At 64.5% G+C, this 24,471-nt stretch carries 15 protein-coding genes; 7 read left to right on the forward strand and 8 right to left on the reverse strand.

The features are described from left to right. Positions 1-59 precede the first annotated feature (59 nt). The 5 genes from BMI87_RS07940 to BMI87_RS07955 form a co-directional block, all read right to left on the reverse strand. Entirely contained in the window at positions 60-707 is a 648-nt protein-coding gene (locus BMI87_RS07940; RefSeq protein ID WP_078520652.1) for a DsbA family protein, read from the reverse strand. Continuing rightward, positions 704-2,224: a class I adenylate-forming enzyme family protein gene (locus BMI87_RS07945; protein ID WP_078520653.1), complete on the reverse strand. Its 1,521-nt coding sequence runs from the start codon at positions 2,222-2,224 to the stop codon at positions 704-706. Before BMI87_RS07945 ends, BMI87_RS07940 begins: the two co-directional genes overlap by 4 nt. Positions 2,225-2,433: 209 nt before the next feature. Further along, the gene (locus BMI87_RS07950) at positions 2,434-2,757 is read right to left on the reverse strand and encodes a hypothetical protein (protein ID WP_078520654.1); all 324 of its coding nucleotides are present in this window, start codon (positions 2,755-2,757) and stop codon (positions 2,434-2,436) included. A 133-nt stretch (positions 2,758-2,890) separates the two neighbouring features. Then, positions 2,891-3,010 (reverse strand): lipoprotein, encoded by a 120-nt coding sequence (locus tag BMI87_RS23010; protein WP_338113616.1) that lies wholly within the window; start codon positions 3,008-3,010, stop codon positions 2,891-2,893. Continuing rightward, positions 3,007-4,833, reverse strand: coding sequence for an extracellular solute-binding protein (locus BMI87_RS07955; protein WP_078520655.1), 1,827 nt, complete (start codon positions 4,831-4,833; stop codon positions 3,007-3,009). The genes BMI87_RS23010 and BMI87_RS07955 overlap by 4 nt, the downstream gene beginning before the upstream one ends. A gap of 318 nt (positions 4,834-5,151) precedes the next feature. Here BMI87_RS07955 and BMI87_RS07960 point away from each other — a divergent pair, with 318 nt between their 5' ends. Further along, complete coding sequence (locus tag BMI87_RS07960; protein ID WP_078520656.1) at positions 5,152-5,925, forward strand: 3-hydroxybutyrate dehydrogenase; 774 nt, start codon at positions 5,152-5,154, stop codon at positions 5,923-5,925. Between the two features lie 39 nt (positions 5,926-5,964). Here the strand turns inward: BMI87_RS07960 and BMI87_RS07965 are convergent, their stop codons facing one another. Beyond that, positions 5,965-6,627 carry a response regulator transcription factor gene (locus BMI87_RS07965; RefSeq protein ID WP_078520657.1) on the reverse strand — a complete coding sequence of 221 codons (663 nt, stop codon included), beginning with the start codon at positions 6,625-6,627 and terminating at the stop codon, positions 5,965-5,967. Positions 6,628-6,818: 191 nt separating this feature from the next. Further along, positions 6,819-8,309 (reverse strand): sensor histidine kinase, encoded by a 1,491-nt coding sequence (locus BMI87_RS07970; protein ID WP_168175176.1) that lies wholly within the window; start codon positions 8,307-8,309, stop codon positions 6,819-6,821. Positions 8,310-8,562: 253 nt separating this feature from the next. On the opposite strand from BMI87_RS07970, the gene BMI87_RS07975 reads away from it, so the two are divergent. From BMI87_RS07975 to BMI87_RS07990, 4 genes are all read left to right on the forward strand, one after another. Next, a complete protein-coding gene (locus BMI87_RS07975) occupies positions 8,563-15,399 on the forward strand; it encodes a peroxidase family protein (protein WP_078520659.1) in 6,837 nt (2,278 codons plus the stop codon). Between the two features lie 73 nt (positions 15,400-15,472). Further along, positions 15,473-17,245: a type I secretion system permease/ATPase gene (locus BMI87_RS07980; protein WP_078520660.1), complete on the forward strand. Its 1,773-nt coding sequence runs from the start codon at positions 15,473-15,475 to the stop codon at positions 17,243-17,245. Positions 17,246-17,248: 3 nt separating this feature from the next. Then, complete coding sequence (locus BMI87_RS07985) at positions 17,249-19,159, forward strand: cadherin-like domain-containing protein (protein ID WP_078520661.1); 1,911 nt, start codon at positions 17,249-17,251, stop codon at positions 19,157-19,159. Positions 19,160-19,196: 37 nt separating this feature from the next. Further along, positions 19,197-20,489 carry an HlyD family type I secretion periplasmic adaptor subunit gene (locus BMI87_RS07990; RefSeq protein WP_078520662.1) on the forward strand — a complete coding sequence of 431 codons (1,293 nt, stop codon included), beginning with the start codon at positions 19,197-19,199 and terminating at the stop codon, positions 20,487-20,489. Between the two features lie 46 nt (positions 20,490-20,535). Here the strand turns inward: BMI87_RS07990 and BMI87_RS07995 are convergent, their stop codons facing one another. Beyond that, positions 20,536-23,019 (reverse strand): penicillin acylase family protein, encoded by a 2,484-nt coding sequence (locus tag BMI87_RS07995; protein ID WP_078520663.1) that lies wholly within the window; start codon positions 23,017-23,019, stop codon positions 20,536-20,538. A 48-nt stretch (positions 23,020-23,067) separates the two neighbouring features. On the opposite strand from BMI87_RS07995, the gene BMI87_RS08000 reads away from it, so the two are divergent. After that, positions 23,068-24,042 carry an NAD(P)-dependent oxidoreductase gene (locus tag BMI87_RS08000; protein ID WP_256376234.1) on the forward strand — a complete coding sequence of 325 codons (975 nt, stop codon included), beginning with the start codon at positions 23,068-23,070 and terminating at the stop codon, positions 24,040-24,042. Positions 24,043-24,114: 72 nt separating this feature from the next. Then, complete coding sequence (locus tag BMI87_RS08005; protein ID WP_078520665.1) at positions 24,115-24,471, forward strand: YigZ family protein; 357 nt, start codon at positions 24,115-24,117, stop codon at positions 24,469-24,471.

Consider the following 24,471-nt stretch of genomic DNA (forward strand, 5'->3'; position numbering starts at 1 on the left):
GCGCAGCCCCCTGTGCGCTCACGCGATAGTGACGGCGGCTGCGACGCCGCACAGAGCGGTCAGTGCTGGGTCGCGTCGGAGGGTGCGCCGGACAGCTCGTCGATCACCTTCAGCCATAGCTCGGTCGGCTGCGCGCCGCTCACCAGATGGGCGTTCGCGACAACGACCGAGGGCACCGCGTTGATCCCACGCTCGCGCGCATGCGCTTCCTTCGCGACGATCGTGTCGATATCGGCGTCCGAAGCCAGCAGCCGCTCCACCAGTCGCGGATCCATCTTCGCGGCCTCCGCCACCTCACACAGTACGGTCGCGTCGCCGATATTGCGCCCGTCGCGCCAATGCGCGGCCAGCAGCCCCTCCATCACATCCTCCTGACGCTCTTCCAGCCCCGCCCAATGGAGCAGGCGGTGGGCGTTGCGGGTATTGGGCTGATGCGTGACGCGCTCGGGGTGGAAATCGTAGCCCTCGGCCTCGGCGATCTCGAGGAGCTGCACATGCATCTTCGCGGCCCCGTCCTGACCGAATTTCGCCTGCAGGTAATCGGCGCGCCCCATGCCCTCGGGCGGCATCGTCGGGTTGAGCTCGAACGGCTGCCAGGCGCGCTGGAACGGGTGGTTCGGGCGTTGCGCCAAGGCTCGGTCCAGCCGCGCCTTGCCGATGAAGCACCACGGGCAAACGGGATCGGCGAAAATATCGAGCGTGATCATGAGGTGACCTCCTGTTGCAGCATGGCGCGGATTTCGGATCGCAGCACCTTGCCGTTACGGTTGCGGGGCAGGGCGCCGATATGGGCGTAAAGGCGGGGCTGCTTGTAACGCGCAAGCCGCGCCTCGGCATGGGCGCGCAAACTGTCTTCTTCCGCCTCGCCGGTATAGGCAAGCGCGATGACGCTGGCATCGGCCTTCACCGCGATCTCGACGGCGGCCACATCGCCCGCGCCGGGGCAGTCATGCATGACCTCCTCGACCTCGATCGGCGAGACCCGGAAGCCGCCCGCATTCATCATATCATAGCCGCGCCCAAGATAGGTGATCGCACCGTCTTCGCCCATTGCGACCGTGTCGCCGGTCACGAACCACGGGCCGATCCGGCGCGCCGCCGTCTCTTCGGGGGCGTTCCAATAGCCCAGATAGAGCCCCGGATCGCTTGCATGGATCGCAAGCTGACCCGGCTCGCCGCGCGGCACCGGTTGTCCATCCTCGCCCAGCACGGCGACATGGCGGCCCGCCTGCGGATAGCCGCAGGTGCCGGGCGGCGCGGGGTGATCGGGACTGCCCGAGATGAAGGTCGAGCATTCGGACATTCCGAGCGCCTCATAAACCTTGGTGCCCGTCGCCGCGTTCCAGGCCGTGCGCGTGGGCTCGGGCAGTGCCTCGCCCGCGCTCAGCCCATGGCGCAGCTTCGGCAGCGACAGCGTCTCGTGATGTTTAAGGATTTGCCGGTAGACCCCGGGGGCGGCAGCGAAAATCGTCGCGTCGAACCGTTTGAGCAGCAGGGGCAGGCTGCGGGGCTCCACCCCGTCCGCCGGGATCAGCGCGGTCGCGCCCAAGGTCCACGGGTCCATCAGCCCGGTCCCGAGCGTGTAGGTCCAGTTGAAGGCGCCCGCATGCATCAGACGGTCGTCCGACCCCATTCCATACCAGCCGCGATACATCATCTGCCGCGCCCAGATCGCACGGTGCGCATGCATCACCGCGCGCGCGGAACCGCCCGTGCCGGAGGTGAAGATCATGTAGGCGAGGCGGTTCGGATCGCCCATCGCGAACTCGCAGGGCGCGGCTTCCTCGGCCTTGCGCAGACTATCGGCGGGGATCACGCGCGCCGCATGATCGGGAAGGGCGATCCCGTCGCCCGCCACGACAGCCGCCGGATCGAGATCGGCGGCGAGCTTGGTGATCTCGGCCTCGGTCAACTGTGCCGAGGTCGGCACCGGCACGAGCCCCGCGGCAATGGCGCCAAGGAAAGCGATGGGAAATTCCGGCCCATTGCCCAACCGCAGCATCACGCGGTCGCCGGGCGCCAGCCCCGCGTCGCGCAAAAGCGTCCCCGCACCGCGCACCGCCGCGATCAGCCGCCCATAGGACCAGCGCTGCGCGCCCGAGGGCTTCACGATCTGCATCGCCAGCTTGTCGGGCGTCGCGGACCCCGCCGCCAAAACATGTGCGGCCATGTTGAAGGCGCTTGGCGGGTCGGGGATCGGGTCTGTGCGGTAAACGGAATCCATGCAGCCTAGCTAGGACGCAGCACGCGCCCGAGCAAGCCCGAACGCGCCGCCATCACTCTGGCTTCGCCATGGCGAAAATATCCCGGGGGGTGAGGCGGGACGAGCGGACTTCCAGTGGAAGGACGCCCCGCCGAACGCCCGGAGCGCAAGCGAAGGGCGCGTAGCCGCGGGGGCAGAGCCCCCTGCAACCTAGGTCATGCGCGCGACGCTCACTCTTCGTCGTCATCGCCGAAGCGGGCGTCGTCGTCATACTCGTCTTCGCCCTCGCCGACATATTTCGCCGAAAGCGCAATCGAATGACCGTCATGGGTCGGGTCCATGACAACGTCGGAGGGCAATTCGCCCCGCATCCAGTCGCGGATTTCGTCGCGCGCGTCGGCCGGTTCCTGTTCGGTCAGCTCGGCGATATACCGGATGAAGGCCTTCTGATCGCCGTCGATCTCGTCAAGTTCGGCCTCGTCGGCTTCGGGCCACTTGTCCACGATCGCCTCGTAAAATGCCGCCCAGTTTTCCTCGATATGGTGCCATTTCATCGCTTTTGATCCTTTTCTTCGCGGCTCGTCTCACGGGCGGCCCTATTTCTGAGAAAGGGACGCCCGGGGGGCTTTGCAAGGCACAAGGCAAAGATACCTCGCGCGGTTCCATATCGTGATCAGATCCGGGAGGTTACCTGAACCAGCCCTGCACCGAGCGCGCACCGCCAGAGATGTCGTCGCCCACACCGGCCACCGTGTTGCACCCTGCCAATGCCGCAGCGACTGCTGCCAGAAGGATAAGTTTCTTCATTGTCCTGCCTCTTGATACCACCAGACATCGGGTTGGAAACCCGGCCATGCCCCGTATAGCGGGGTCTTCTCAGGGTAGTGAAGCTGCTTGATATGGGCGATGCGGTCAACCGGGGCATACCAGATCGGGATGACATAGCGACCTGCAGTCAACACCCGGTCGAGCGCATGGGTCGCGGCGACGAAATCCTCGTGGCTTTTCGCATCGAGCATGGCCTTGACCATCGCCTCGGCAGCGGGGGAGTTCATGCCCATCCAATTGCGCGAGCCGGGCTCTTTCACGCCTTTCGAACCCCAATAAAGGTTCTGCTCGTTGCCAGGCGACAGCGACAGCGCGCGCCAGTACCACGCCATGTCGAAATCATAGGCATTGGTGCGCTGCGTATATTGCGCGTCATCGATCACGGTCACTTTCGGGAAGATGCCCAGCTTCTTGAGCGCCTCGATGTAGATATCGACGATGCTCTGGGTCTCCGCCGCGCCTTGCTGAAGCACGATCTCGAAGGTGAAAGGCTTGCCGTCCTTCTTGAGCACGCCATCGCTATCGACCTGCCAGCCCGCGTCTTCCAGCAGCTTCGCCGCGGCGCGCATGTTCTTGCGGTTGCGCACGCCGCCGTCGGAGGTGGGCAGGCTGTAGCCGTCGATCGTACCGGGCGGCAGTTGATCGGCGAAAGGCTCCAGCAGGGCTTTGACCTTGTCCGCTGCGGGGCCGTGCTCCATCCCAAGCTCGGAATTCGAGAAATAGGAGGAAATCCGCGGCTCCGCGCCGCCATTGATGGTCTTGTTGATGAACTCGAAATTGAACGCGTCGATCATCGCCTGACGCACCCGCCAGTCGGCGAAGACCGGGTTGCGGGTGTTCATGACCAGCCCCTTGATACCCGAGGGACGCCCGTTCGGGATCTCGGATTTCACCACGCCGCCCGATTGCACAGCGGGGAAGTTGTAATTGCGGCCCCAGTCGGCAGCGTTCCATTCGGTATAGCTGTCGGTCTCGCCGCCTTTGAAGGCCTCGAACACGACCCCGCCATCGCCGAAGTAGTCGTAGCGGATCGTGTCGAAATTGTTTCGACCCTTGTTGAAGCCCAGATCCTTGCCCCAGTAATCTGGGTTGCGCTTGAGCTCGATGAATTTGCCGGGATCGACGCGGCCCACGACATAGGGCCCGGACCCGATCGGCGCCATATTGGTGGTGGAGGCGAAGTTATGCCCCTCCCACTGCGCTTTCTCCAGCACCGGGCGCATCCCCATGATCAGCGCCATTTCGCGGTCCTTCACCTCGGGTTTGAAGGTGATGCGGACCTTGCGCTCGCCGGTCTTCTCGATCTTCTCGACCTTCGACCAGGCGTTCTGGTAGCGCGGATGACCTTCTGTCCCGAGCGTCTCGTAGGACCAGATCACATCCGCGACCGTCACCGGATTGCCGTCGGAGAACTTGGCCTCGGGGCGCAGGGTGAATTCCACCCAGGTGCGGTCAGGGTCGGTCTCCACCGATTCGGCGAGAAGCCCGTACAGCGTGAAAGGCTCGTCCATCGAGCGGCCCATCAGCGATTCGGCGACATAGCGGCTGATTCCCTCCGCCGGGCGCCCGTTCAGAATCCACGGGTTAAGCGAATCGAACATGCCGGCCACGCCAAATCTGATCTCGCCGCCCTTGGGCGCGTCGGGATTGGCATAGGGTAGGTGGGTAAAGCCGGCCGGAAGTGCAGGCTCTCCATACATTGCAATCGCAGGTTGTGGCTCCGCGGCAGCGATCCCTGTAAATACAGGGGCGAGCCCGAAAAGCGCCCCGCCGAGTAAATGGAAAAACACCGATCTCGTCATGTTAACAATCCCTGCCTTGCCTGCATTTATTGGCGCCAAGCTAGCGAGACGTTTGAAACTGCGCAAACTTTTCCCTTGGAGAGCGGCGCAGGATTGCTTATAAGGGATGCACTGCTCGATAGGTTTCTTGCCTGTATGAAACCTGCCTCATGACTTGACGCCCGCCCTAGCGCGGGCGTCTTTTTTTACGTCATTCCCCATGAAAACAAGGTCCTCACCGCGATATCACGCGGTATTGCGCTTGCAGCATGGCGTTCGCAGGCGCGGCACGGCATGATCCCGGCGAATCCGTAACTTATCGCCACCGAAGGAGAGAACATGTCGCTTCAGGGAAAAACCGCCGTCATTACCGGGTCGAATTCCGGGATCGGTCTCGGGGTCGCGCGCGAACTGGCGCGGGCCGGCGCCGATGTCGTCATCAACTCCTTCACCGATCGCGATGAGGACCACCAGCTCGCCGCCGATATCGCAAAGGAATTCGGCGTCACCGCACGCTACATCAAGGCCGACCTGTCGAAAGGCGCCGAGGCGCGCGCGCTGATCGAGCAGGCGGGCAAATGCGATATCCTCGTGAACAACGCGGGCATCCAGCACGTCTCGCCGATCGAGGACTTTCCGGTCGAGAAATGGGATGCGATCATCGCGATCATGCTGACCTCGGCTTTCCACACCACCGCCGTCGCGCTGCCGATGATGCGCAAGGCGGGCTGGGGCCGGGTGGTCAACATCGCCTCCGCGCATGGCCTGACCGCCTCGCCCTATAAATCGGCCTATGTCTCGGCCAAGCACGGCGTCGTGGGCCTGACCAAGGTCACAGCACTCGAGACAGCGAAGGAAGACATCACCGTCAACGCGATCTGCCCGGGCTATGTGAAGACCCCGCTGGTCGAGGCGCAGATCCCCGACACGGCGAAGGAATACAACATGACCGAGGAAGAAGTGATCGAGAAGGTCATCCTCGCGCGTCAGCCCTCGAAGGAATTCGCGACGGTGGAGCAGATCGGCGGCACCGCCGTGTTCTTGTGCTCGGATGCGGCTGCGCAGATCACCGGGACGACGATCTCGGTCGATGGCGGCTGGACGGCGCTGTAATCGGAAAACCCTCTGGCGGAGCGAGAACGCTCCGCCAGATCAATAGGGGCGCGACGAGAGCGCGCGCTCATGCGCCTGTCGATGGGCGATCACGGCCTCCAGGCGGTTCTTCACCCCGTATTTCTGCATGATATTCGTCATGTAGAACTTCACCGTCTTCTCGCTGATCGCGAGGCGCGTGGCGATTTCGCGGTTGGTCTTGCCGCGTTCCAACTCCCGCAGCACCTGCATTTCGCGATGGGTGAGGTTCTCGCTCTCGGATTTCTCCTGCCCAGAGAGCGCCGCCTGCAGCAGCGCCGCCGCGAAGCTGGGCGAGACAAAGGTGCCGCCATGCAGGATCGCGTCGATTGCGGCCTGCAACTCCGAGACGCCCACGCCCTTGAGAATGTAACCCTTCGCGCCCGCGCTCATCGCTTCGATCGCGGTTGCGGGCTCGTCGCAGGCCGTCAGCAGGATGCATTGCATGGACGGGTCATGATCAATGATTTTGCGCAGCGCGTTCAGCCCGCCGCCGGGCATGCTGAGATCGAGGATCATGACGTCCGGCCTGCGCGTTCGGGCAAGCTCGATCGCGTCGATGGCAGAACTGCCCTGATCGATCACGTCGATCCCGAGCGCGTCTTGCAGAACGGCACACAGCCCCTGCCGGAAAATTGGATGATCATCGATAATACAAGCCGTCGTCGGCACGAAATCAGACATGGAAATACCCCTTAAACGATCCCGCGACCGCGTTCCCCAACGCGCGACGGCCGTGCCGTCCGGAATGCCGCGAAATCCTTCTTCCCCCTGACCAACAGAATGAAGGTGTCCTGAATAAACACAATAAAGAAAGACGCTTACAGAATAGTCCCATCTGGCTATGGCTATAGACCGTTAGGATTACGTGCGCGTCACCTGCAGGGGGCGTCTGGAGCGAGCGGAATGCGGCAAACCACCTCCGCGCCCTGCGGCTCAAGACGTCGGAATTCGAGCGTGCCGCCAAGCGATTGCGCCCGGAATTGCATCCCCGGCAAGCCAAGCCCGCCCTCGCGGTATTCGCGCTCTTGCTCGATGGTGTAGCCGGGGGCCGGGCCACTGTCGGAGATACGCAGGACGAATGAGCCATCTTCTTGATAGGTTTCAATTTTCTGGCTCGATCCGGGCGCGTGACGCGCAGCATTGGCCAAGGCCTCCTGCACGATCCGACCCAAGGTGCGCCGCGTCGTCTCGGTCAGCTCCGGCGCGCCCGGCGCAAGCGCGAGTGTGACCTGCGCCCCGGTGCGTCGGCCATGGTCCGTGGCGAGCGTTTCGATCAGCGCGGCAAGCGTCGGCGCGGCGTCGAATTGCGGCGCGACCAATCCGCCCGAGATGGCACGGATTTCCTCCATCGTCTTGCGCGCGACTTTCTTGATTTCCGCGACAATCCCGGCCGCTTTCGGCTCATCGGTCGCACCGGGGGAACGAATCATATGCTCCAGCCGGTCGATCTCCAGCACCAGATAGGACAGAAGCTGGCACGCCCCATCATGAAGGTCCGCCCCGATGCGGCGTTTCGCGCGCTCGTCGATATTCGACGCATTCTGCGCGGCCTCGGCGATCGAGCGGTGCAATTGCGAATTGCCGAGCAGCAGACGCTCGCGCTCGGAGAACTGACGGCGGAGCTCGACGGTCTGACGCTCGATCGTCAGGCTGCCGCGCCGCACGATCAGGAACAGCATGGTGAAGACGATGATCGCCACCGGCCCGACGAAGAGCCACGTCGTCTTGGCTGAGGTCAGCAGCGCGCCCCGGACCACATCGGCATTCTGATAGAATTCGCCCACCGCCAGAATAGCGCCGGTCTCGATATCGCGCAGCGGGGCGTAGATCTCATAGAGCTGCACGCCCAGCGCGCGTTCGGCATCATGGGCGGCGTCTTCCAGATCGGGAAAGCGCCCGAAGACCTTCCCCTTGAGCGCCTCGAAAATCTCGTCGTCGGGCAGGACGTGCCCATGCCCGGTCTCGGGTGCGAAGACCAGCTTGCCTTCGCGGCTCCAGATCTTGATGGCGAGGAAATTGCCCTGTTTGCGAAACCCCTCCGCCAGCGCATCCAGGGCTGCGAAATCCTCCGGGAGCAGGGCCTCCGATTGGCCCAGAGCCTGCACATGCGGCTGCAAGAGGTTTTGCATGTAGAAGGCGGCGGTGTCGGCAGAGGCATCGAGCAGCCGCGTCGTCGCACGGTTGTTGATCCAGTAGGCGAGGGAGGCGAGCAGGAGGCTCAGCACCAGCCCAAGCCCCACGAGAAACTGCAGCGACAGCGAAAACCCCAGAAACCAGCGCAGCGGATTTCGCACCGTCTGCACCGGGTCCGGGGTCCCCAAACCCCCGACCTTGGTCGCATCGCTCTTAGACCTTTGTCCCATAGTCCCTTGCGTCCTTTGGCGAGGAGCGTTCCCGACCATAGGGGAGAATCTCGTTCGACCTAAGACAATTTTCGTCCCCTCGATTTGCTGGCCTGATGGAAGGCAGGAAAAGCGCCGTGCTTGTGGGGGGTGACGGCGCGAGACGTGGCACAGGGGTAAGTGCCGTCTCGCACAGCCTCCTGATGAGCCAAGCACCGGCGATGGGTGTGACACGGGACCGCGATGCGGCCCGATTTGGTCTTAGGGGGCTGACATGACGATCAAACTGGCCGGAGCCGATCTCGACTATCTGCTGCAACAAGCAAATATCCTGAACGATTATTCCCGACTGACGAGCGCGCTCGACCCGAACGGGGTGCGCGAAGTGTCGGGCTATAACAACAACCTCGCGGGCGGCTATACCGTCGGCGCGGATGGCACGATCGTCTGGACCGGCGGCAATGTGCATCCCGATTGGGGACAGGCCGATACCGAGTTCCTGCGCATGTTCACCACCAATCACCCGACCGAGCCGGAATACGGCACCTCTTATGCGACCGTGCAGAAGATGTGGGTGACGCTGGTGTTGCCCGACAGCGAGGGCCGTCTTCCCGACGATCCCGATTATGTCGCGACCTCCAAGCAGGTGTTGGTCGACAACCCGATGTCGATGTCGCCCTCGATGTTCGTGGCGGATGGGGCAGGGAACATGCCCGGCGATCCCGATTACACGCCCACTGTCGACGCGATGTCGATGATGGTGGCGATGTCGGATGCGCAGGCCGAATACCAGTTCGGCACGGACGGTTCGACGCTCGACATTCTCAACAGCTCGGTCGTGGTGGATTCCACCCCGCGCCTGATCTCGCAGCTGATCACCAGCTCGAATGTCGACATGACCGATCCGAACTACAACCCGGCCGCCGTGGCCGCGATGAATAATCTGGGCGGCTCGGCCGTGGACGTGTCGAACTCCGTCGTGGGCGACATCACCACCGCCTTCATGCCGAACCCCGGCATCCTCGGGGGTGTCACCTATAACGAATGGTTCGTGGCCTTCGGTCAGTTCTTCGATCACGGGCTGGACTTCATCCAGAAGACCGGCGGCGTGGTGATGATCCCGCTGAGCCCGAACGATCCGCTCTACATTGATCCGATGTATGCGCCGAACCCGGATTACGTGGATGCGGCGACCACGCCGAACGTTCCCGAGATGATCGCGACGAACCCGGCCTATATCCCGGGCGTCTCGAACATGATGATGTTGAGCCGCGCGAAACTGTCGAACCCCGATACGGATTTCGACGAGAACGGCAACCTGCTGCCGGGCGTCACGCCGCTCTACAACAACAATACCGGCCTGATGATCGACCAGAGCCAGACCTACGGCTCGCATGAAGCGGTCAACGTGCTGCTGCGCCAATACGATGCCAATGGCGTCCTCACCGGCAAGCTGATCACCGGGGCCGAGGACGGGATCGTCCATCGCCCGGATGCGAATGGCAATCTGGTGGAACTCGACGTCTCGACGGGGGCGGCAGTCGCACCCGATGGGACGGAGGTCACGGGCAAGGACGAGCTGGCGACCTGGGCCGACATGAAGGTCAATGCGGCTCGTATCGGGATCGAACTGGTCGACACGGATGTGCTCGATTGCCCGTGGATCAACGCAGATGCGATCGGCCGGATGAACTTCACGCCGCAGAGCGATTTCCTGTTCCGCTCGGATCAGAGCATCGCCGACCTCGAAGCGATTGCCACCACGACCGGGATCGAGATCGGGGGCATGACCTACACCTCCTTCGCCGATGTGGCAGCTGCGGGCTATGACCCCTTCGTGCGCTGGACCCTGCAGGACGCGATGGAAGGCAAATGCGCCGCGGCCGATATCGGCGAGGTGCGCACCACCAATCAGGCGATCCTTCTGGATATCGCGCATGGCGCCGCGCCGGGCGCCGATTTCCAGGGCAATGAGCTCGACCCGGCGTCGGACCCGAATGCGGGCGCCTTCACCTACGATGACGCGCTTCTGGCCCGTCACAAGGTCTCTGGCGATGGCCGTGTGAACGAGAACATCACGCTGACCTCGGTGCACCACGTCTTCCACGAAGAGCACAACATTCAGGCGCAAAACGTCATGATGTCGGCGGTCCGCGATGCGATCACAAGCGGCGATATCGACGGGCTGAACGGCACGGATGCGGCGAATGAGGGCTGGCTGGCGGTGGATATCGACCAGATCACCTTCGACAGCTGGGCCGGGACCGATCTGACCGACGACGCGGCTGTGCAGGCCATCGTCGACAGCCTCACCTGGGATGGCGAGCGCGTCTATCAGGCTGCGCGCATCATCACCGAGAGCGAATATAACCATATCGCGGTCGACCAATACATGGGCACGCTCTACCCGGCGCTGCCGGAATTCGTGTCCTACTCGGCCGATATCAACCTCAATATCAGCCTCGAATTCGCGCAGGCCGTGTTCCGTCTGGGCCACTCGCAACTGCGCGAGACCGTCCAGATCGCGGTGACCGACGAGGCGGGCGTCAATCCGGGCGAGCCGGGCTACGTGCCGACCTATGTCGAGAAGGGGTTGTTCGACGTCTTCCTCAATCCCGATCAGTTCGACGTCTATGGCGCGTCCGGGATTGCGGCGGGTCTGCTGACCCAGCAGGGCAACGAGATGGACGAATTCGTCACTGCCGCGCTGCAACAGTCGCTGGTGGGTGTGCCGCTCGATCTGCCCGCGCTGAATATCGCACGCGGTCGCGATGTCGGTCTGCCGACGCTGAACGAGCTGCGCATGGAAGTCTTCGACGGGCTGACCCAGAACACGTCGAACAATACCAATGGCTCGGGCATCGCGCCCTATCACAGCTGGGAAGATTTCGGGGCGCATCTGCGCACACCGGAATCGCTGGTGAACTTCATCGCCGCCTATGGGAGGGACGAGGACGGCACCTTCGGGCTGCAAGCCGCGCGCGACGCCTATCAAGCGGGCACGGGCGAGCTTTACGAAATCCGCGCGGCGGCGCAGGCGATCCTCGATGCCGCAGCCGATGCGTCCGATCCGCGGCATGACGAAGCGCTGATGTTCATGCGCGGTTCGGGAGAGCCGACCTACACGCCGGGTGTGGGCTGGTCGCTCTCGGGCGGGCAGGGCGATCAGGGCTTCTGGGATATCGACCTTTGGGTCGGCGGTCTGGCCGAACAGGCGATGTTCGACGGCCCGCTGGGCACCACCTTCAGCTTCATCATGCTGGACTTCACCCAGCGCCTGCAGGATGGCGACCGCTTCTACTACCTCTACCGGATGCCGGTCGGCCACCATCTGGGCGACCAGATCATCGGCGAGCAATTCGCCCATCTGATCATGCGCACTACTGGGCTGGAGCATATTCCGGACGCCTTCGCGACGCCCTCGGCCACCTATGTGCTCGACGGGACGACCTCGAGCGGCGACTACCACGACAATGCGCGCGACGGTCTGCTGGGGGTCGATGACGCCTATGGCGACAACGACTATTTCAACGCGACGCTGGAGCAGCTGCCCGACGAGGTGCGCGACGTCGCGCTCGCAAATGGTGGCTTCGAGGCGCAGGATCTCGTCGCGGCAGGAGCCCCGACCAATGCGCGCGGCACCTATCTCAATGGGGCGATCGAGGGCTGGACCCTCAACGGCACCGGCGGCACCTGGGCGCCCACCGAAGCTGCGGTGCCCTTCCTGCCCGAAGGAACGCAGGTCGCCCAGCTCGGTCGCAATGCATCGATGACGGCCGACACCGGCACGGAGCTCGTCGAGGGAAATGTCTACACCCTGACGCTCAAGGTGGGCGACAAGATCGGCTATGTCGCGACCGGCGGCACGGTCAAACTGGTGGCCTCGGACGGCACCGTGTTGGCCAGCGCCGTTTTCGCGCCGCCGCTCGATGACGACGACGTCACCACGGACGACGCCTGGGACATGGTGACCCTGAGCACCGATGCCGTGCCCGCCGATCTCGCGGGTCTGGGCCTGAGCATCGTGGTCGAAACCGACGGCACCGGCCAATACACGCTCTTCGACAATGTCCAACTCACCGAGAGCATCCCCGGCGGTCCGGCCAATGACGGCCATATCACCGTGATCGGCCTCTCGGGCGACGACTTCATCGTGGGGGCCTTGGGTGATGACGTGCTCTATGGCGACGAAGGCAATGACCGCATCGAGGGTGCGCAGGGCAACGACCATATCTATGGCGGCGACGGCGACGACTACATCACCGATTACGAGAATGACGATTTCATCCTCGGCGGGCCCGGCAACGACACGATCTTTGCCGGGCCCGGTGTGCTCGACACGTCCCACGGCAACGCGGGCGATGACGAGGTCCATGGCGGCGACGGCATCGACGAGGTCTTCGGCGACGATGGCGATGACCGGCTCTATGGCGAGGGCGACACCGACCTGATGATGGGCGGTGACGGCAACGACTACATGGATGGTGGCGACAGCGTCGATGAGATGTTCGGCGGCAACGGCTCCGACTGGATGGTCGGCGGCGTGGGCGACGACAACATCAACGGCGGCTCGGGCAACGACCTGCTCGAAGGGGGCCTCGGCCCGACCGCGAATGATGGCGACCGTCTCAACGGCGACAGCCCCGCGCAGCTCAACCCGGTGATCGAGTTCAACGGAGACGGCACCGAGGGCGACATGGATATCGGCTCCTACGAGGACGCCTATATCAACGTGGTCGCGAACCTGCAGACCTCGAACAACGCAGGCACCGGCTCGGTGCTGATGGACCAGTATGCCTTCCTCGAAGGCCTTGTCGGCTCGCAATATAACGACGACCTGACCGGCGCGGACGAGAACGGCATCGGCTCGAACGGGATGAACAACTATCTCGTAGGCGGCGGCGGGGACGACCGGCTGACCGGCTTGGGCGATGGCGGCGACGAGACTACGGGGCAGGCCGATTTCATCTTCGGCGACAGCGTGATCGTGGACTCGAACCTCTACTGGATCGGCGACAACCGCCACGACCAGAGCGTGACCGTGACCGGCTTCATCGAAGACTGGTACGGCACCGGCGACACCCGCGTTCAGTTCTCGGACGGCTCGCTGGGCCACATCCTCGGCGATACAGGGACGGAGGGCACCGACACCGCGCTCTACACCGGCAACCGCGAGGACTACCGGATTGAGCTGATCTCGATGAACGGCCAGCAGGCGGTGAAGATCACCGATCTGCGCAGCGGCACCGACAATCAGGGCAACCCGGTCGCGACCGATGGGGTGGATATCCTCGTCGGCGTCGAATGGGCCGAGTTCGCGAATGGCGAGACGATTTCGCTCAATCCCGATCCGATGTCGGACATAATGTGGAACGCGACCGGCAGCAGTGGCGGCGGCACCATCGCCCGGCTGAGCGCGGATGTGCCCTTCGGCGGTCAGGCGACCTACGAGCTGCTTTCCGGCTCGCCGGAGGTGCGGCTTGGCGGCTTCAATGACGATCAGGTGCGCATTCAGGGCGGGCTTGGCGACAACGAGGCGCTCACCGCTACGATCCGCGCCACCGACGCGTCTGGTACACAGGTCACCGAGACCTTCGATATCGTCACCGGCGATGCGACGGACGAGGTGATCAACCTGACCGGCGCGACCAATGACACCACGATCTACGGTCGCGAAGGCAATGACACGATTACCGGCGGGGATGGCGACGACACCATCGTCTGGAACGTGACCAATCCGCGTCGCAACCAGCCGGAACGGCCTGACGGGCGTGATTTCGTGGATGGTGGAGCCAATGGTGCGGCGGGCGATCGCTTCGTTGTCACCGGCAACAACACCCGCGAGAACTTCGTGATCTACACTGTCGCGGCTGCGATGGCGGCCAATATCACGGTGCAGAACGCGGCCGCCGAAATCGTCATCACCCGCGATGGCGAGGTGATCGCCGAGCTCGCCAATATCGAGGAGATCACGATCAACACGCTCGACGTGACCGCCGATAACGGCAATGGCGGGCTCGACGGCGGCAATACCGGCGGGTGGCGCGGTGACAATGTCGAAATCGTCGGCGACTTCACCGGCACCAGCCTGAACTACTCGACGATTACGGTGAACGGCGATGAAGGCGACGATGTCGTGGACATCTCGCAACTCGAATCCGATCACCGTATCGTCTTCCACGGTGGCGGCGGCGATAACGTGCTGGTCGGCGGAACGCGGTCGCAGGACGTGCTTGTCGATGCACGCCACGGCGCGCGTCCGGACAATACGAACCCGGACGGCTCGGATAGCGGCAGCGATGACGGCTCCGACAGCGCGATGCCCGACGGGCTGGTGCTGGTCGGCGACGACACTGCCGAGACCTTCATCGGCATGGAGGGCAATGACGTCATTTTCGCAGGCGGCGGCGCGGATAATGCGCTCGGCAACGAGGGCGACGACATGATCTTCGGTGACGGCGGCGCGGATCGTCTCTTCGGCGGCGAGGGCGACGACGTGATCGAGGCTGGCAAAGGCCGCGACATGGTCTTTGCCGATGACGGCGACGACACCGTGATCGCGACCGAAGACGACGGGGCCGACAGCTACTGGGGCGGGGAGGGCTCGGATACGCTCGACTACGCCGCGATCCAGGCCTCGGTCGAGGTCGATCTGGGCCACGGCACGAACGGCCACGGTCAGGTGATGATCGGCGAGACTGCGGATCAGATCTACAGCTTCGAGAATGTCATCACCGGCAGCGGCGACGACACGATCATCGCCAACAGCGCGGTCAACGTGATGGATGGCGGGGGCGGTCACGACACTTTCGTGTTCACCTCGGCGGCCGATGCCGATGGCGACCGGATCAACGGTTTCGCACCGGGCGACAAGATCGACATGAGCGGGATCGACGCCGATCAGGGCGCGGCCGGTTCGCAATCCTTCGTCCTGTTCGCGGCGGGCGATTTTAGCGCCGCGGGCGAGCTGCGGGTCTCCTACGAGATGCGCGACGACGGCGAGCACACGATTGTCGCGGGCAATGTCGACGACGATCTGGATGCCGATTTCGAGATCGACATCGCGGGCCGTCACATGCTCGACGCCTCTGATTTCAACGGGGTGAACTAAGGGGGTAGCGCCCGGCGGAGGGGTCCGCCGGGCGTGATTTTTCAAAGTCTCAAGATCTTGGTGGGAGGATCACATGAGCAATGCACGTCGCCGTTTCCAAGCCAGCGAAGAGCTCGTCTCCGAACGTCTCGGCCGCTATCGCGGGCTGATCGTCTTTCTTCTCGGCCTGTCCTTCGTGATCAGCCTGCTCGCGCTGACAGGCTCGTTCTACATGCTGCAGATCTACGACCGGGCGCTGACCAGCGGCTCTGTGCCGACGCTGCTGGCGCTCTCGGTTCTCGCCATCGCGCTCTACCTGTTTCAGGGCCTGTTCGATGTGCTGCGCAACCAGATCCTCGTGCGCGTCGGCGCACGGATCGACAACCGCCTCGCGCCGCTCACGCATCGCGTCGCGATCGAGATGCCGCGTTTCGGCTATTCCACCTCCGAGGCGCTGGAGCGGGGCCGCGACGTCGACACGATCCGCAGCTTCGTCTCAGGGGCCGGGGCCATCGCGCTTCTGGACCTGCCGTGGATGCCGCTGTTTCTCGGCTTCGTCTATCTGCTTCACCCGCTGCTGGGGCTGATGACCATCGGCGGGGCCTGCGTTCTGATCACGCTGACCGTCATCACCGAAATGATGTCGCGCCGCTCGGGTCGGGAGCTGCAGAAGGCCTCCATCGCCCGCGCGATGATCGCCGACACCAACACGCGTAACGCCGATGTGCTGCACGCGATGGGCTTCGGTCGCCGCGCGGTCGAGCGGTTCGACACCGCCAATGCCGAGCACCTGCGCCTGCACGCGCGCACCAGCGACATCACCGGCACGCTCAGCGGCCTGTCGAAGGTCACCCGGATGATGCTGCAATCGGCATTGCTGGGCCTTGGCGCTTACCTGACCATCGTCGGCGAGCTGTCGCCCGGTGCGATCATCGCTTGTTCGGTGGCCGCGTCGCGCGCGCTGGCGCCGGTGGAAATGGCGATCGGCAACTGGAAGGGTTTCGTGGCGGCGCGTCGCAGCCATGCGCGGCTGCGCGACACGCTCGCGACGCTCGAGGATGACGACACAATGGTCGCCTTGCCCGCGCCGACCGAGAGCTTCACCGTCGAGGGGATGACGGTCGTCGCGCCGGGCTCCGGTGCAGTGCTGCTGGGCGACGTCAGCTTCGATCTGAAATCGGGCGATGCGCTCGGCCTGATCGGGCCCTCGGGCTCGGGTAAAACCACGCTCGCCAAGGGGATCGTCGGCATCTGGCCGCTGCTGCGGGGCCATGTCCGCTTCGACGGGGCGGCGCTCGATCAGTGGCGGGTGGACCTTCTGGGCGATCATATCGGCTACCTGCCGCAGGAGGTTTCGCTGATGGAAGGCACGGTCGCCGAGAATATCGCGCGCTTTGCCCCCGATGCGACGGATGCGGATGTCGTGGCGGCGGCGAAGGCTGCGGGCGCGCATCAGACGATCATCCATCTGCCCGACGGCTACCAGACGCAGCTTGGCCCCTTCGGCACCTCGCTTTCGGCGGGCCAGCGTCAGCGCGTCGGTCTGGCGCGCGCGCTCTATGGGGCGCCGTTCCTCGTGGTGCTGGACGAGCCGAACTCGAACCTTGATGCCGATGGCGAAGCGGCGCTCAGCGCGGCCATCGCGTCGGTCCGGGCGCGTGGCGGCATCGTCGTGGTGATCGCGCACCGGCCCAAGGCGCTGGAATCCGTCAATCTCGTGGGCTTCGTTCAGGGCGGCAAGCTGGTGGCCTTCGGCCCGAAAGACGAGATCGTCAATCGATCCGTCGGGCTCAAACCGCTGCCCAAGGGCAAACGCCCCGCAGCAGCGGCGGAGCTGGGGGACAGCATCGAGCAGGCGGTGGGCTGAGCCATGGACCAGGACAAGCTCAAGCTCGGTATCCCGGATGACGAAGCGGCCCTCGCGCCGATACAGAAATACCGTGCGCCCGAGGGGCGCTCGGTCTGGCCCGGCCGCGTGGCGGTGGGGCTGGTAGTCCTTGCCTGGGCGGCGCTCGCGCGCAAGCTCTTCGGCACGGATGCGGCGCAGGCGGAAGGTGTTCAGGACGGCCCGGCCCACCCCCCGGCAGATCCCGACGCCCCCGCCGGCCCGCAGACGCCGAACGCGCATCACATCCCCGAAATGGGGCCGAGCGCGGCGCTGGCGCAGGAGGAGGAGCAGCCCGATCCCTTGCCCGACAACGTGATCCTGTTCCCGGGCGCAAAGCCGGCACCTTTCGCGCTCTCTCCGCAACGCTGGCACGCCAAGCACAAGGCGACGGTGGATGCGCAGGACGATACGCTTTTCTTCCCCGAGTCGATCGAGGTGAAGGAGTTCGATTTTCCGAAAGTTCCGGTCTTCTCCTCGACCCGTGCCGCGGCGCGCAAGGCGCGCGAAAGCGGGGACCGCGCGCCCGATGAGCCGCGTCCACCGGGTCAACCGCCCGAGGTCCCGCGCAACCGCGCGCCCGAGACGAATGGCCCCGTGCGCCTCTCACCCGGGCGGCGTGACGAGAGCTTCTTTATCGTGGCGGCCGTGCTGCTAAGCGGGGCGAGCGATCCCGACGGCGACCCGCTCTCCATCCTGTCGATGCAAGCCCAAGGGGGCGAGGTGATCGCCCATGGCGAGGGTGAATGGCTCATCAAACCCGATCAGGGGTTCGAGGGCGAGTTGGTCATCACCTACGACCTCAGCGATGGCGAGCTGGCAATCGGCCAGACCGCGACGGCACTTATCCTGCCGCCGGACTATCACGACGTGGTCGGCACCGCCGAAGACAATCTGCTGCTCGGCACGCCCGATCGCGACGCAATCCGGGGCGAGGGGGGGGACGATATCCTTTATGGCCGCGAAGGCGACGACATACTCGACGGCGGCGATGGCTGCGACGTGTTGATTGGTGGGGCGGGCGCGGATGTCATCTATGGCGGCGCAGGCAATGACACAGTCTTCGCAGGTGCGGGCGACGATATCGTTTTCGGCGAGGCGGGCGCGGATGCGCTGCATGGCGAAGACGGCAATGACTATCTCGACGGCGGTATGGGCGCGGACAGCCTTGATGGCGGCGCGGGCAACGACACGCTGATGGGCGGCGAAGGCTGCGATCTGCTCGACGGGGGCGCAGGCGAAGACCTCGTTTCCGGTGGCGCGGGCGAGGACCGCATCGTAGTCGCAGAGATCTCGCAGGCCTCGGGCGACAGCTACGATGGCGGCGGAGGCTCCGACACGCTCGATCTCAGCCGCATCGCGGAGTCGGTCACCGTCGATCTGTCGGCCGGGACGATGACGAGCGCTGCGGGCGAGGCGACGCTCGTCAGCATCGAGAACGTCACCTCCGGCGCGGGCGACGATCAGCTGGTTGCAAGCGATGCCTGCAACCTCTTCGCGGGTGGCGCAGGCGAGGACGTCTTCGTCTTCACTTCGCTCGCCGCGATCCAGAACGCAGGCCAAGGGCATGACCGCATCACCGATTTCGAACCCGGTGACCGGATCGACCTCTCGCAGATCGACCCGATGGGCGAAGGCTATGGCGAGATGCGTCTGTTCTTTGCAGGCGCCACCGGTGAGGTTCCCGAGGCGCGCGGCGGCGTCTTCGTGGCCTACGAGATCGAAGACGGAGACGGAGACGGAGACAACGCTCATGAATTCACCGTCGTGAAAGCCAAGCTGAGCGCGCAGCACGAGGATGGCAGTATCGAGGATTACGATTTCGAGATCGAACTCGACGGCCATCTCACGCTTGAAGAAACCAATTTCCTTTTTGATTGCGACGTGCCCGCCTGACGGGCTGCGCGCAAATTTTTGGTGGGGGGAACCGAAAATGACCAAGACTCACAACGATCCGGCCCTGTTCTCGATCCGTGCGCGCATCCTGTTCGCGACGGCGTTTCTAGGCGCGCTGATCCTCGTCTTCGGGGGCTGGGCGGCGCAGGCGAAACTCTCCGGCGCGGTGATCGCGCAGGGGCAGGTTGCGGTGAAATCGCAACTGAAGGTCGTGCAGCACCCGGATGGCGGCGTGATCCGCGATATCCGCGTGGAGAACGGCGATCTGGTGCAGGCGGGCGACGTGGTGGTGCTGCTGGACGATACGCAGCTCCGCTCGGAACTGGGGATCGTCGAGACCCAGATCCGCGAATTCACCGGCCGCCGCGCGCGGCTGATCGCGGTGCGCGACAGCGCGACCGAGATCGTGTTCCCGGACGGATTTGAGACCGCCGAGGAGACGGCCGCGATTGCCGATGGCGAACGTCAGCTTCTGGCGCATGACCGCGCGATGCAGGATTTGCGTCGCGACCAGCTTTTGTCTCAGGTCGACCAGTTCGACGAGGAGATCCGCGCGCTCGACGCGCAGCGCCAGTCGAACGAGATCGAACGCCGTCTGCGCGGCGAGGATCACGAGAGGCTGCAAAAGCTGCTGAAGAAGGGCCTGACCGAGAAGGGCGCGATCACCGAAGTCGAGCGCGACATGGCGCGGCTCGACGGGGTCTCGGGCGAGATCGAGGCCAATATCGCGCGGGTGAAGGGCCAGATCAGCGAGTCGAACCTGCGTATCCTCGAGCTCGACCATCAGGCCCGCACCGCCGCGCAAAAGGAGCTGCGCGACATCGACGCCCAACTGGCCGAGCTTCACGAACGCGCCGTGGCCGCGCGCGACCGACTCTCGCGCACCGAGATCCGCGCGCCGATCGCAGGCGTGGTGAACGAGCTGGGCGTGCATACGGTGAACGGTGTGATCGCGCCGGGCGAGCGGGTGATGGCGATCGTGCCCGATGGCGAGCTGATCGTGGAGGCGCGGCTGCGCACCACCGATATCGATCAGGTTGTTCCGGGCCAATCGGTGCGGCTGCGCTTCACCGCTTTCAACCAACGCACGACGCCGGAAGTGGCGGGAGAGGTGCGCGTGGTCGCAGCCTCGGCGACGAAGGACGAAAGCGGCGGGAGCTATTATCTCTGTGCCGTTGCGCTGACCGAGGCGCCGGTGCTGCCCGACGGGCGGGGCCTGCGCCCGGGGATGCCGGTTGAGGTTTTCTTCCAGACCGGAGAGCGCACCGCGATCTCCTATCTACTCAAGCCGGTCGCCGACCAAGTGCAGCGTACGATGCGCGAGGACTGAGGGGCAGACGGGGCGGGCGAGTGTCCGCCCCGCGTTTCAATTCAGTTCAATTGCCCGGCTTCGACCCGCCTTTCGGCACCAGATGGGTGATCCCCGCCGCCGCTGCACGCGCCAGCGCCGGATCGAGCGACATCGGGATATATTCGCCCGAACGCCACAGTTCCGACAGGTCGTCGTAGTGGCGGCTCAGCGGATGGCCCGATTGCCCGGTCGAGATGATGAAGACCGAACTGTCGGGATCCGCGAAATCGAGCACTTCGCGATAGCCCGCCGCATGGACATTGGCGAAGCGGTCGGATCCGTCGCCGCCCTTGGTGCGCCCGCGCATCAGGGTGAAGTCGCCGCCCGAGGTCGACTGGCGGATATTCACGAACCATTTCAGCCCCGGCACCTTGCCCAGCACCTGATTGTCCTGCTCGGCGATATGCGCATCGCCCCAGCGCCAGCTCTCGATATTCGGCCCGTATTTCTTCGACAGATCCAACAGCGCCGCGTCGAGCGACTGCCGCGCGATATCGCTGCAGGTCTCTTTCGGCGCGGACTGGATGATGTCGCACCAATGGCTCGCGCCTTGGGTGTCGCGGAAGACCCGCTCGATGAACAGGGGCTCCAGATGGTCGAATTTCTTCGCCAGCGGGCCCAGTTCGTCGCGGATCAGCCGGTTTTGCAATTCGCGCATCCAGGCGGCGTAAATCAGCGGCTCGGGCAGATGCTCGGACATCTCGCCATCCCAGCTCGCCAACATCTCCAGCGCGCGCTGGCGCATCCGCTCGGGCGTGCCGGCGGGCGCGGGATCGCCGGTATACCACAGGTTCGCACCGACCAGCGGCAGCAGACCGCGCGCGGCAGGCGACACGGTATCGAGCTGCGCCGAGATGAAGCTGTCGCGCGAATGCACCTCACGCTCGCCCATCAGTTTCGACAGGCGCTGAATACGCTGCGTGTCGCCCCAGTGGAACGAGACGTTATAGGGGAAGGGTCGGTCCACCGTCTTGTTATTGGTGTTCACGACGATGCCGCTTTTCGGCTCGACGAATTGCGGGTTGTCCTTGAAGGGCAGGAAGCCTTTCCAGCGGTTCTCGGGCTTCCAGCCCGCGTTCGGCATCCGGCCCTCCGTGTCATTCGCCCGGTCGCGCAGCGGGATTTTCCCGGCCGTGACCAGCGCCACCCCGTCCTTGTCGGCCAGCGTGATGTTCTGCGCGGGTGCGACGATTTTCTTCGCCGCATCCATCGCCTGCGGGATCGAATGCGCCCGCATCAGGTCCATCGCGCCGGTCATCGTCGTGTCCTTCGGATCGAAGGCGGTCCAGCTGAGCGACATCACCGAATGCGGCGGCGTGACCGTCGCCAGATCGAAATGGCTGCCGGGCAGCACCGGGCCGTTATCGGTCCAGCGTAGGGTCAGCGTGACCGGCTTGGCGTCCTTCACCTCGACGATCACGCGCTTGGTCTTGAAACGCTTCCAGCCGTCGGGCGTGCGGTATTTCGTCGGATCGTCGGGATCGATTTCCTCGATATGCAGGTCCTGATCGTCGACATAGGCCGTGGTCAGCCCCCAGCCCAGATCCTTGTTGCGGCCCGAGAGCACCAGCGGCATCCCCGGGATCGTGCCGCCGATCACGCCGCCCGATTGCAGTTGCAGCCGCGCCAGATACCAGATCGAGGGCGCCGTCAGACCCAGATGCGGATCGTTGGCCAGAAGCGCGCCCCCCGCAGCCGAGCGGTCAGGCCCCGCAGCCCATGCGTTTGACGCACCGGCAGAGCCACGTGCGGGGAAGGGAGAGAACGCCCCCGGCGCCCCGTTCTCCGCCGTCTGAATGCCCTTTTGCATGGTCGGGAACAGGCTCGCGTAATCGGGCAGGGCAGCGGTCGCCTGTTGCGGATCGTCGGGCATGATGTCGCGCACGAGATCCTTGCCGACGAGCGACACACGGGCGCGCAGCACTTCGTCTTGCAGCTGGTTCGACAGCTGCACCGCCATCAGCTTCATGATCGCGAGCGAATCCGCGGGCGTCCAATAGGAGATCTTGCTGTCGAAGAGGAAGAATTCCGGCGCGCCGCGCCCCATTGCGCCCTCGTTGACGATCTCGATCCACTGGTTGACGCCCCGCGCATAGGCCTCAAGCGCGGCCTTGGTGTAATCGTCCTGCGAGGACACCGAGTCGACCGCCGCCTGATACAGGCCCATCCGGCGCATCAGCTCGTCGGTTTTCAGCGTCTCCTGCCCGAACACTTCCGACAGCCGCCCCTGCACCGTGCGGCGCATCAGCGTCATCTGCCACAGGCGGTCCTGCGCATGGGCGAGCCCCAGTGCGAAGAAGGCATCCGGGTCGTCCTTGCCGAAGATATGCGGCACATCCTCGGTCGAGCGTACGATCTCGACTGGGGCGGTGAGCCCGGTGACTTTATAGGTCGCGTCGTAATCAGGAAGCGAGCGCGAGGCGAAGAAATAGATCATCCCCCCGACGAGAACCACACCCACGATCGCGGCCATGATCAGCCGAACGCCCCATCGAAATGCCTTATACATCGAGCCCTCTGCGCGCCTCACCCGAAATCCCGCCTCCCGGCGCATGAGTTGACGCGCCCGGTTGGCGCGTTAGTAGTTGAGCCCGACGCTACAATCAACGCGCTCGCGCTACACGGGGCGCGGTTTCGTATTCACGCAAGGGAGAGGTCGATGGCGAAAGTTGCATTTCTGGGGCTTGGGGTGATGGGCTATCCGATGGCGGGGCATCTCGCATCGGCGGGCCATGAGGTCACGGTCTATAACCGCACGGCCGCCAAGGCCGAGAAATGGGTCTCAGAGCATGGCGGCACGGCCGAAGCGACGCCGCGCGAGGCCGCGAAAGGCGCGGATTTCGTGATGTCCTGTGTCGGCAATGACGACGATCTGCGCGAGGTCTGCCTCGGCAAGGATGGCGCGTTCAAGGGCATGAAAACCGGCGCGGTCTTCGTCGACCACACCACGGTTTCCGCAGCCGTCACGCGCGAACTTGCGGGCGAAGCTGCGGGCCACGGCGTGGCCTTCATCGACGCGCCGATCTCGGGCGGGCAGGCCGGGGCCGAAAACGGTCAACTGTCGGTCATGTGCGGCGGCGACGCGGCGGCTTATGACAAGGCCGAGCCGGTGATCGACGCCTATGCCAAGATCTGCCGCCGTCTGGGCGAAAGCGGCGCGGGGCAGGTGACCAAGATGTGCAACCAGATCGCGATTGCGGGTCTGGTGCAGGGCCTCGCCGAGAGCCTGAACTTCGCCGAGAAGGCCGATCTCGACATCGCAGCCGTGGTCGAGGTGATCTCGCAAGGCGCGGCCGGCTCGTGGCAGATGGCCAACCGCTACGAGACCATGGCGAAGGACGAGTTCGACTTCGGCTTCGCGGTGGACTGGATGCGCAAGGATCTGGGGATCTGCCTCAAGACCGGCGACGAGATCGGGGCTTCGCTGCCCGTCACCGCGCTGGTCGATCAGTTCTACAAGGACGTGCAGGCGATGGGCGGTAACCGCTGGGACACATCCTCGCTGATCGCGCGTCTGCGTAAACTGGGCTGAAGGGGCAGGGCGGCGGGCCACGGTCTGCCGCCCACCCTTGCCGCTTGGGCGCTTGGCCCCTACACCTGCGCCATGCGCATCCTCGAGAACATCATCAGCGACCGCGGCTCGAAATACGCGGTCTCGGGCGGACCTTGCGCCTCGGAAGAGGAGGCCAAGGTCTTCGTCAAGGAACTCTGCCGGAAGAAGAAATACGCCAAGGCCACGCATAACACCTGGGCGCTTCTGACGGCGGAGGCCCCGGTGAAGAACGACGATGGCGAGGCGGGCGCGGGCATGGTGATCCTGCGGATGCTCGAGCGCGAAGAGCTCTACGACCATATCATCGTCGTCACGCGCTGGTTCGGCGGCAAGCATCTGGGCGGCGACCGCTTCCGACATGTGCAGGAAGCGGTTCGCATTTATCTCGAAGACCTTCGCGCGGGCTGA

Origin of the sequence: Thioclava sp. F28-4 (genome assembly GCF_002020045.1) — a bacterium.
GTDB classification, from domain to species: domain Bacteria; phylum Pseudomonadota; class Alphaproteobacteria; order Rhodobacterales; family Rhodobacteraceae; genus Thioclava; species Thioclava sediminum.

What these genes read in the sequence shown, in the direction of transcription:
- BMI87_RS07940 (WP_078520652.1), bottom strand. Translation starts at nt 707, where the DNA reads ATGATCACGCTCGATATTTTCGCCGATCCCGTTTGCCCGTGGTGCTTC.
- BMI87_RS07945 (WP_078520653.1), bottom strand. Translation starts at nt 2,224, where the DNA reads ATGGATTCCGTTTACCGCACAGACCCGATCCCCGACCCGCCAAGCGCC.
- BMI87_RS07950 (WP_078520654.1), bottom strand. Translation starts at nt 2,757, where the DNA reads ATGAAATGGCACCATATCGAGGAAAACTGGGCGGCATTTTACGAGGCG.
- BMI87_RS23010 (WP_338113616.1), bottom strand. Translation starts at nt 3,010, where the DNA reads ATGAAGAAACTTATCCTTCTGGCAGCAGTCGCTGCGGCATTGGCAGGG.
- BMI87_RS07955 (WP_078520655.1), bottom strand. Translation starts at nt 4,833, where the DNA reads ATGACGAGATCGGTGTTTTTCCATTTACTCGGCGGGGCGCTTTTCGGG.
- BMI87_RS07960 (WP_078520656.1), top strand. Translation starts at nt 5,152, where the DNA reads ATGTCGCTTCAGGGAAAAACCGCCGTCATTACCGGGTCGAATTCCGGG.
- BMI87_RS07965 (WP_078520657.1), bottom strand. Translation starts at nt 6,627, where the DNA reads ATGTCTGATTTCGTGCCGACGACGGCTTGTATTATCGATGATCATCCA.
- BMI87_RS07970 (WP_168175176.1), bottom strand. Translation starts at nt 8,309, where the DNA reads ATGGGACAAAGGTCTAAGAGCGATGCGACCAAGGTCGGGGGTTTGGGG.
- BMI87_RS07975 (WP_078520659.1), top strand. Translation starts at nt 8,563, where the DNA reads ATGACGATCAAACTGGCCGGAGCCGATCTCGACTATCTGCTGCAACAA.
- BMI87_RS07980 (WP_078520660.1), top strand. Translation starts at nt 15,473, where the DNA reads ATGAGCAATGCACGTCGCCGTTTCCAAGCCAGCGAAGAGCTCGTCTCC.
- BMI87_RS07985 (WP_078520661.1), top strand. Translation starts at nt 17,249, where the DNA reads ATGGACCAGGACAAGCTCAAGCTCGGTATCCCGGATGACGAAGCGGCC.
- BMI87_RS07990 (WP_078520662.1), top strand. Translation starts at nt 19,197, where the DNA reads ATGACCAAGACTCACAACGATCCGGCCCTGTTCTCGATCCGTGCGCGC.
- BMI87_RS07995 (WP_078520663.1), bottom strand. Translation starts at nt 23,019, where the DNA reads ATGTATAAGGCATTTCGATGGGGCGTTCGGCTGATCATGGCCGCGATC.
- BMI87_RS08005 (WP_078520665.1), top strand. Translation starts at nt 24,115, where the DNA reads ATGCGCATCCTCGAGAACATCATCAGCGACCGCGGCTCGAAATACGCG.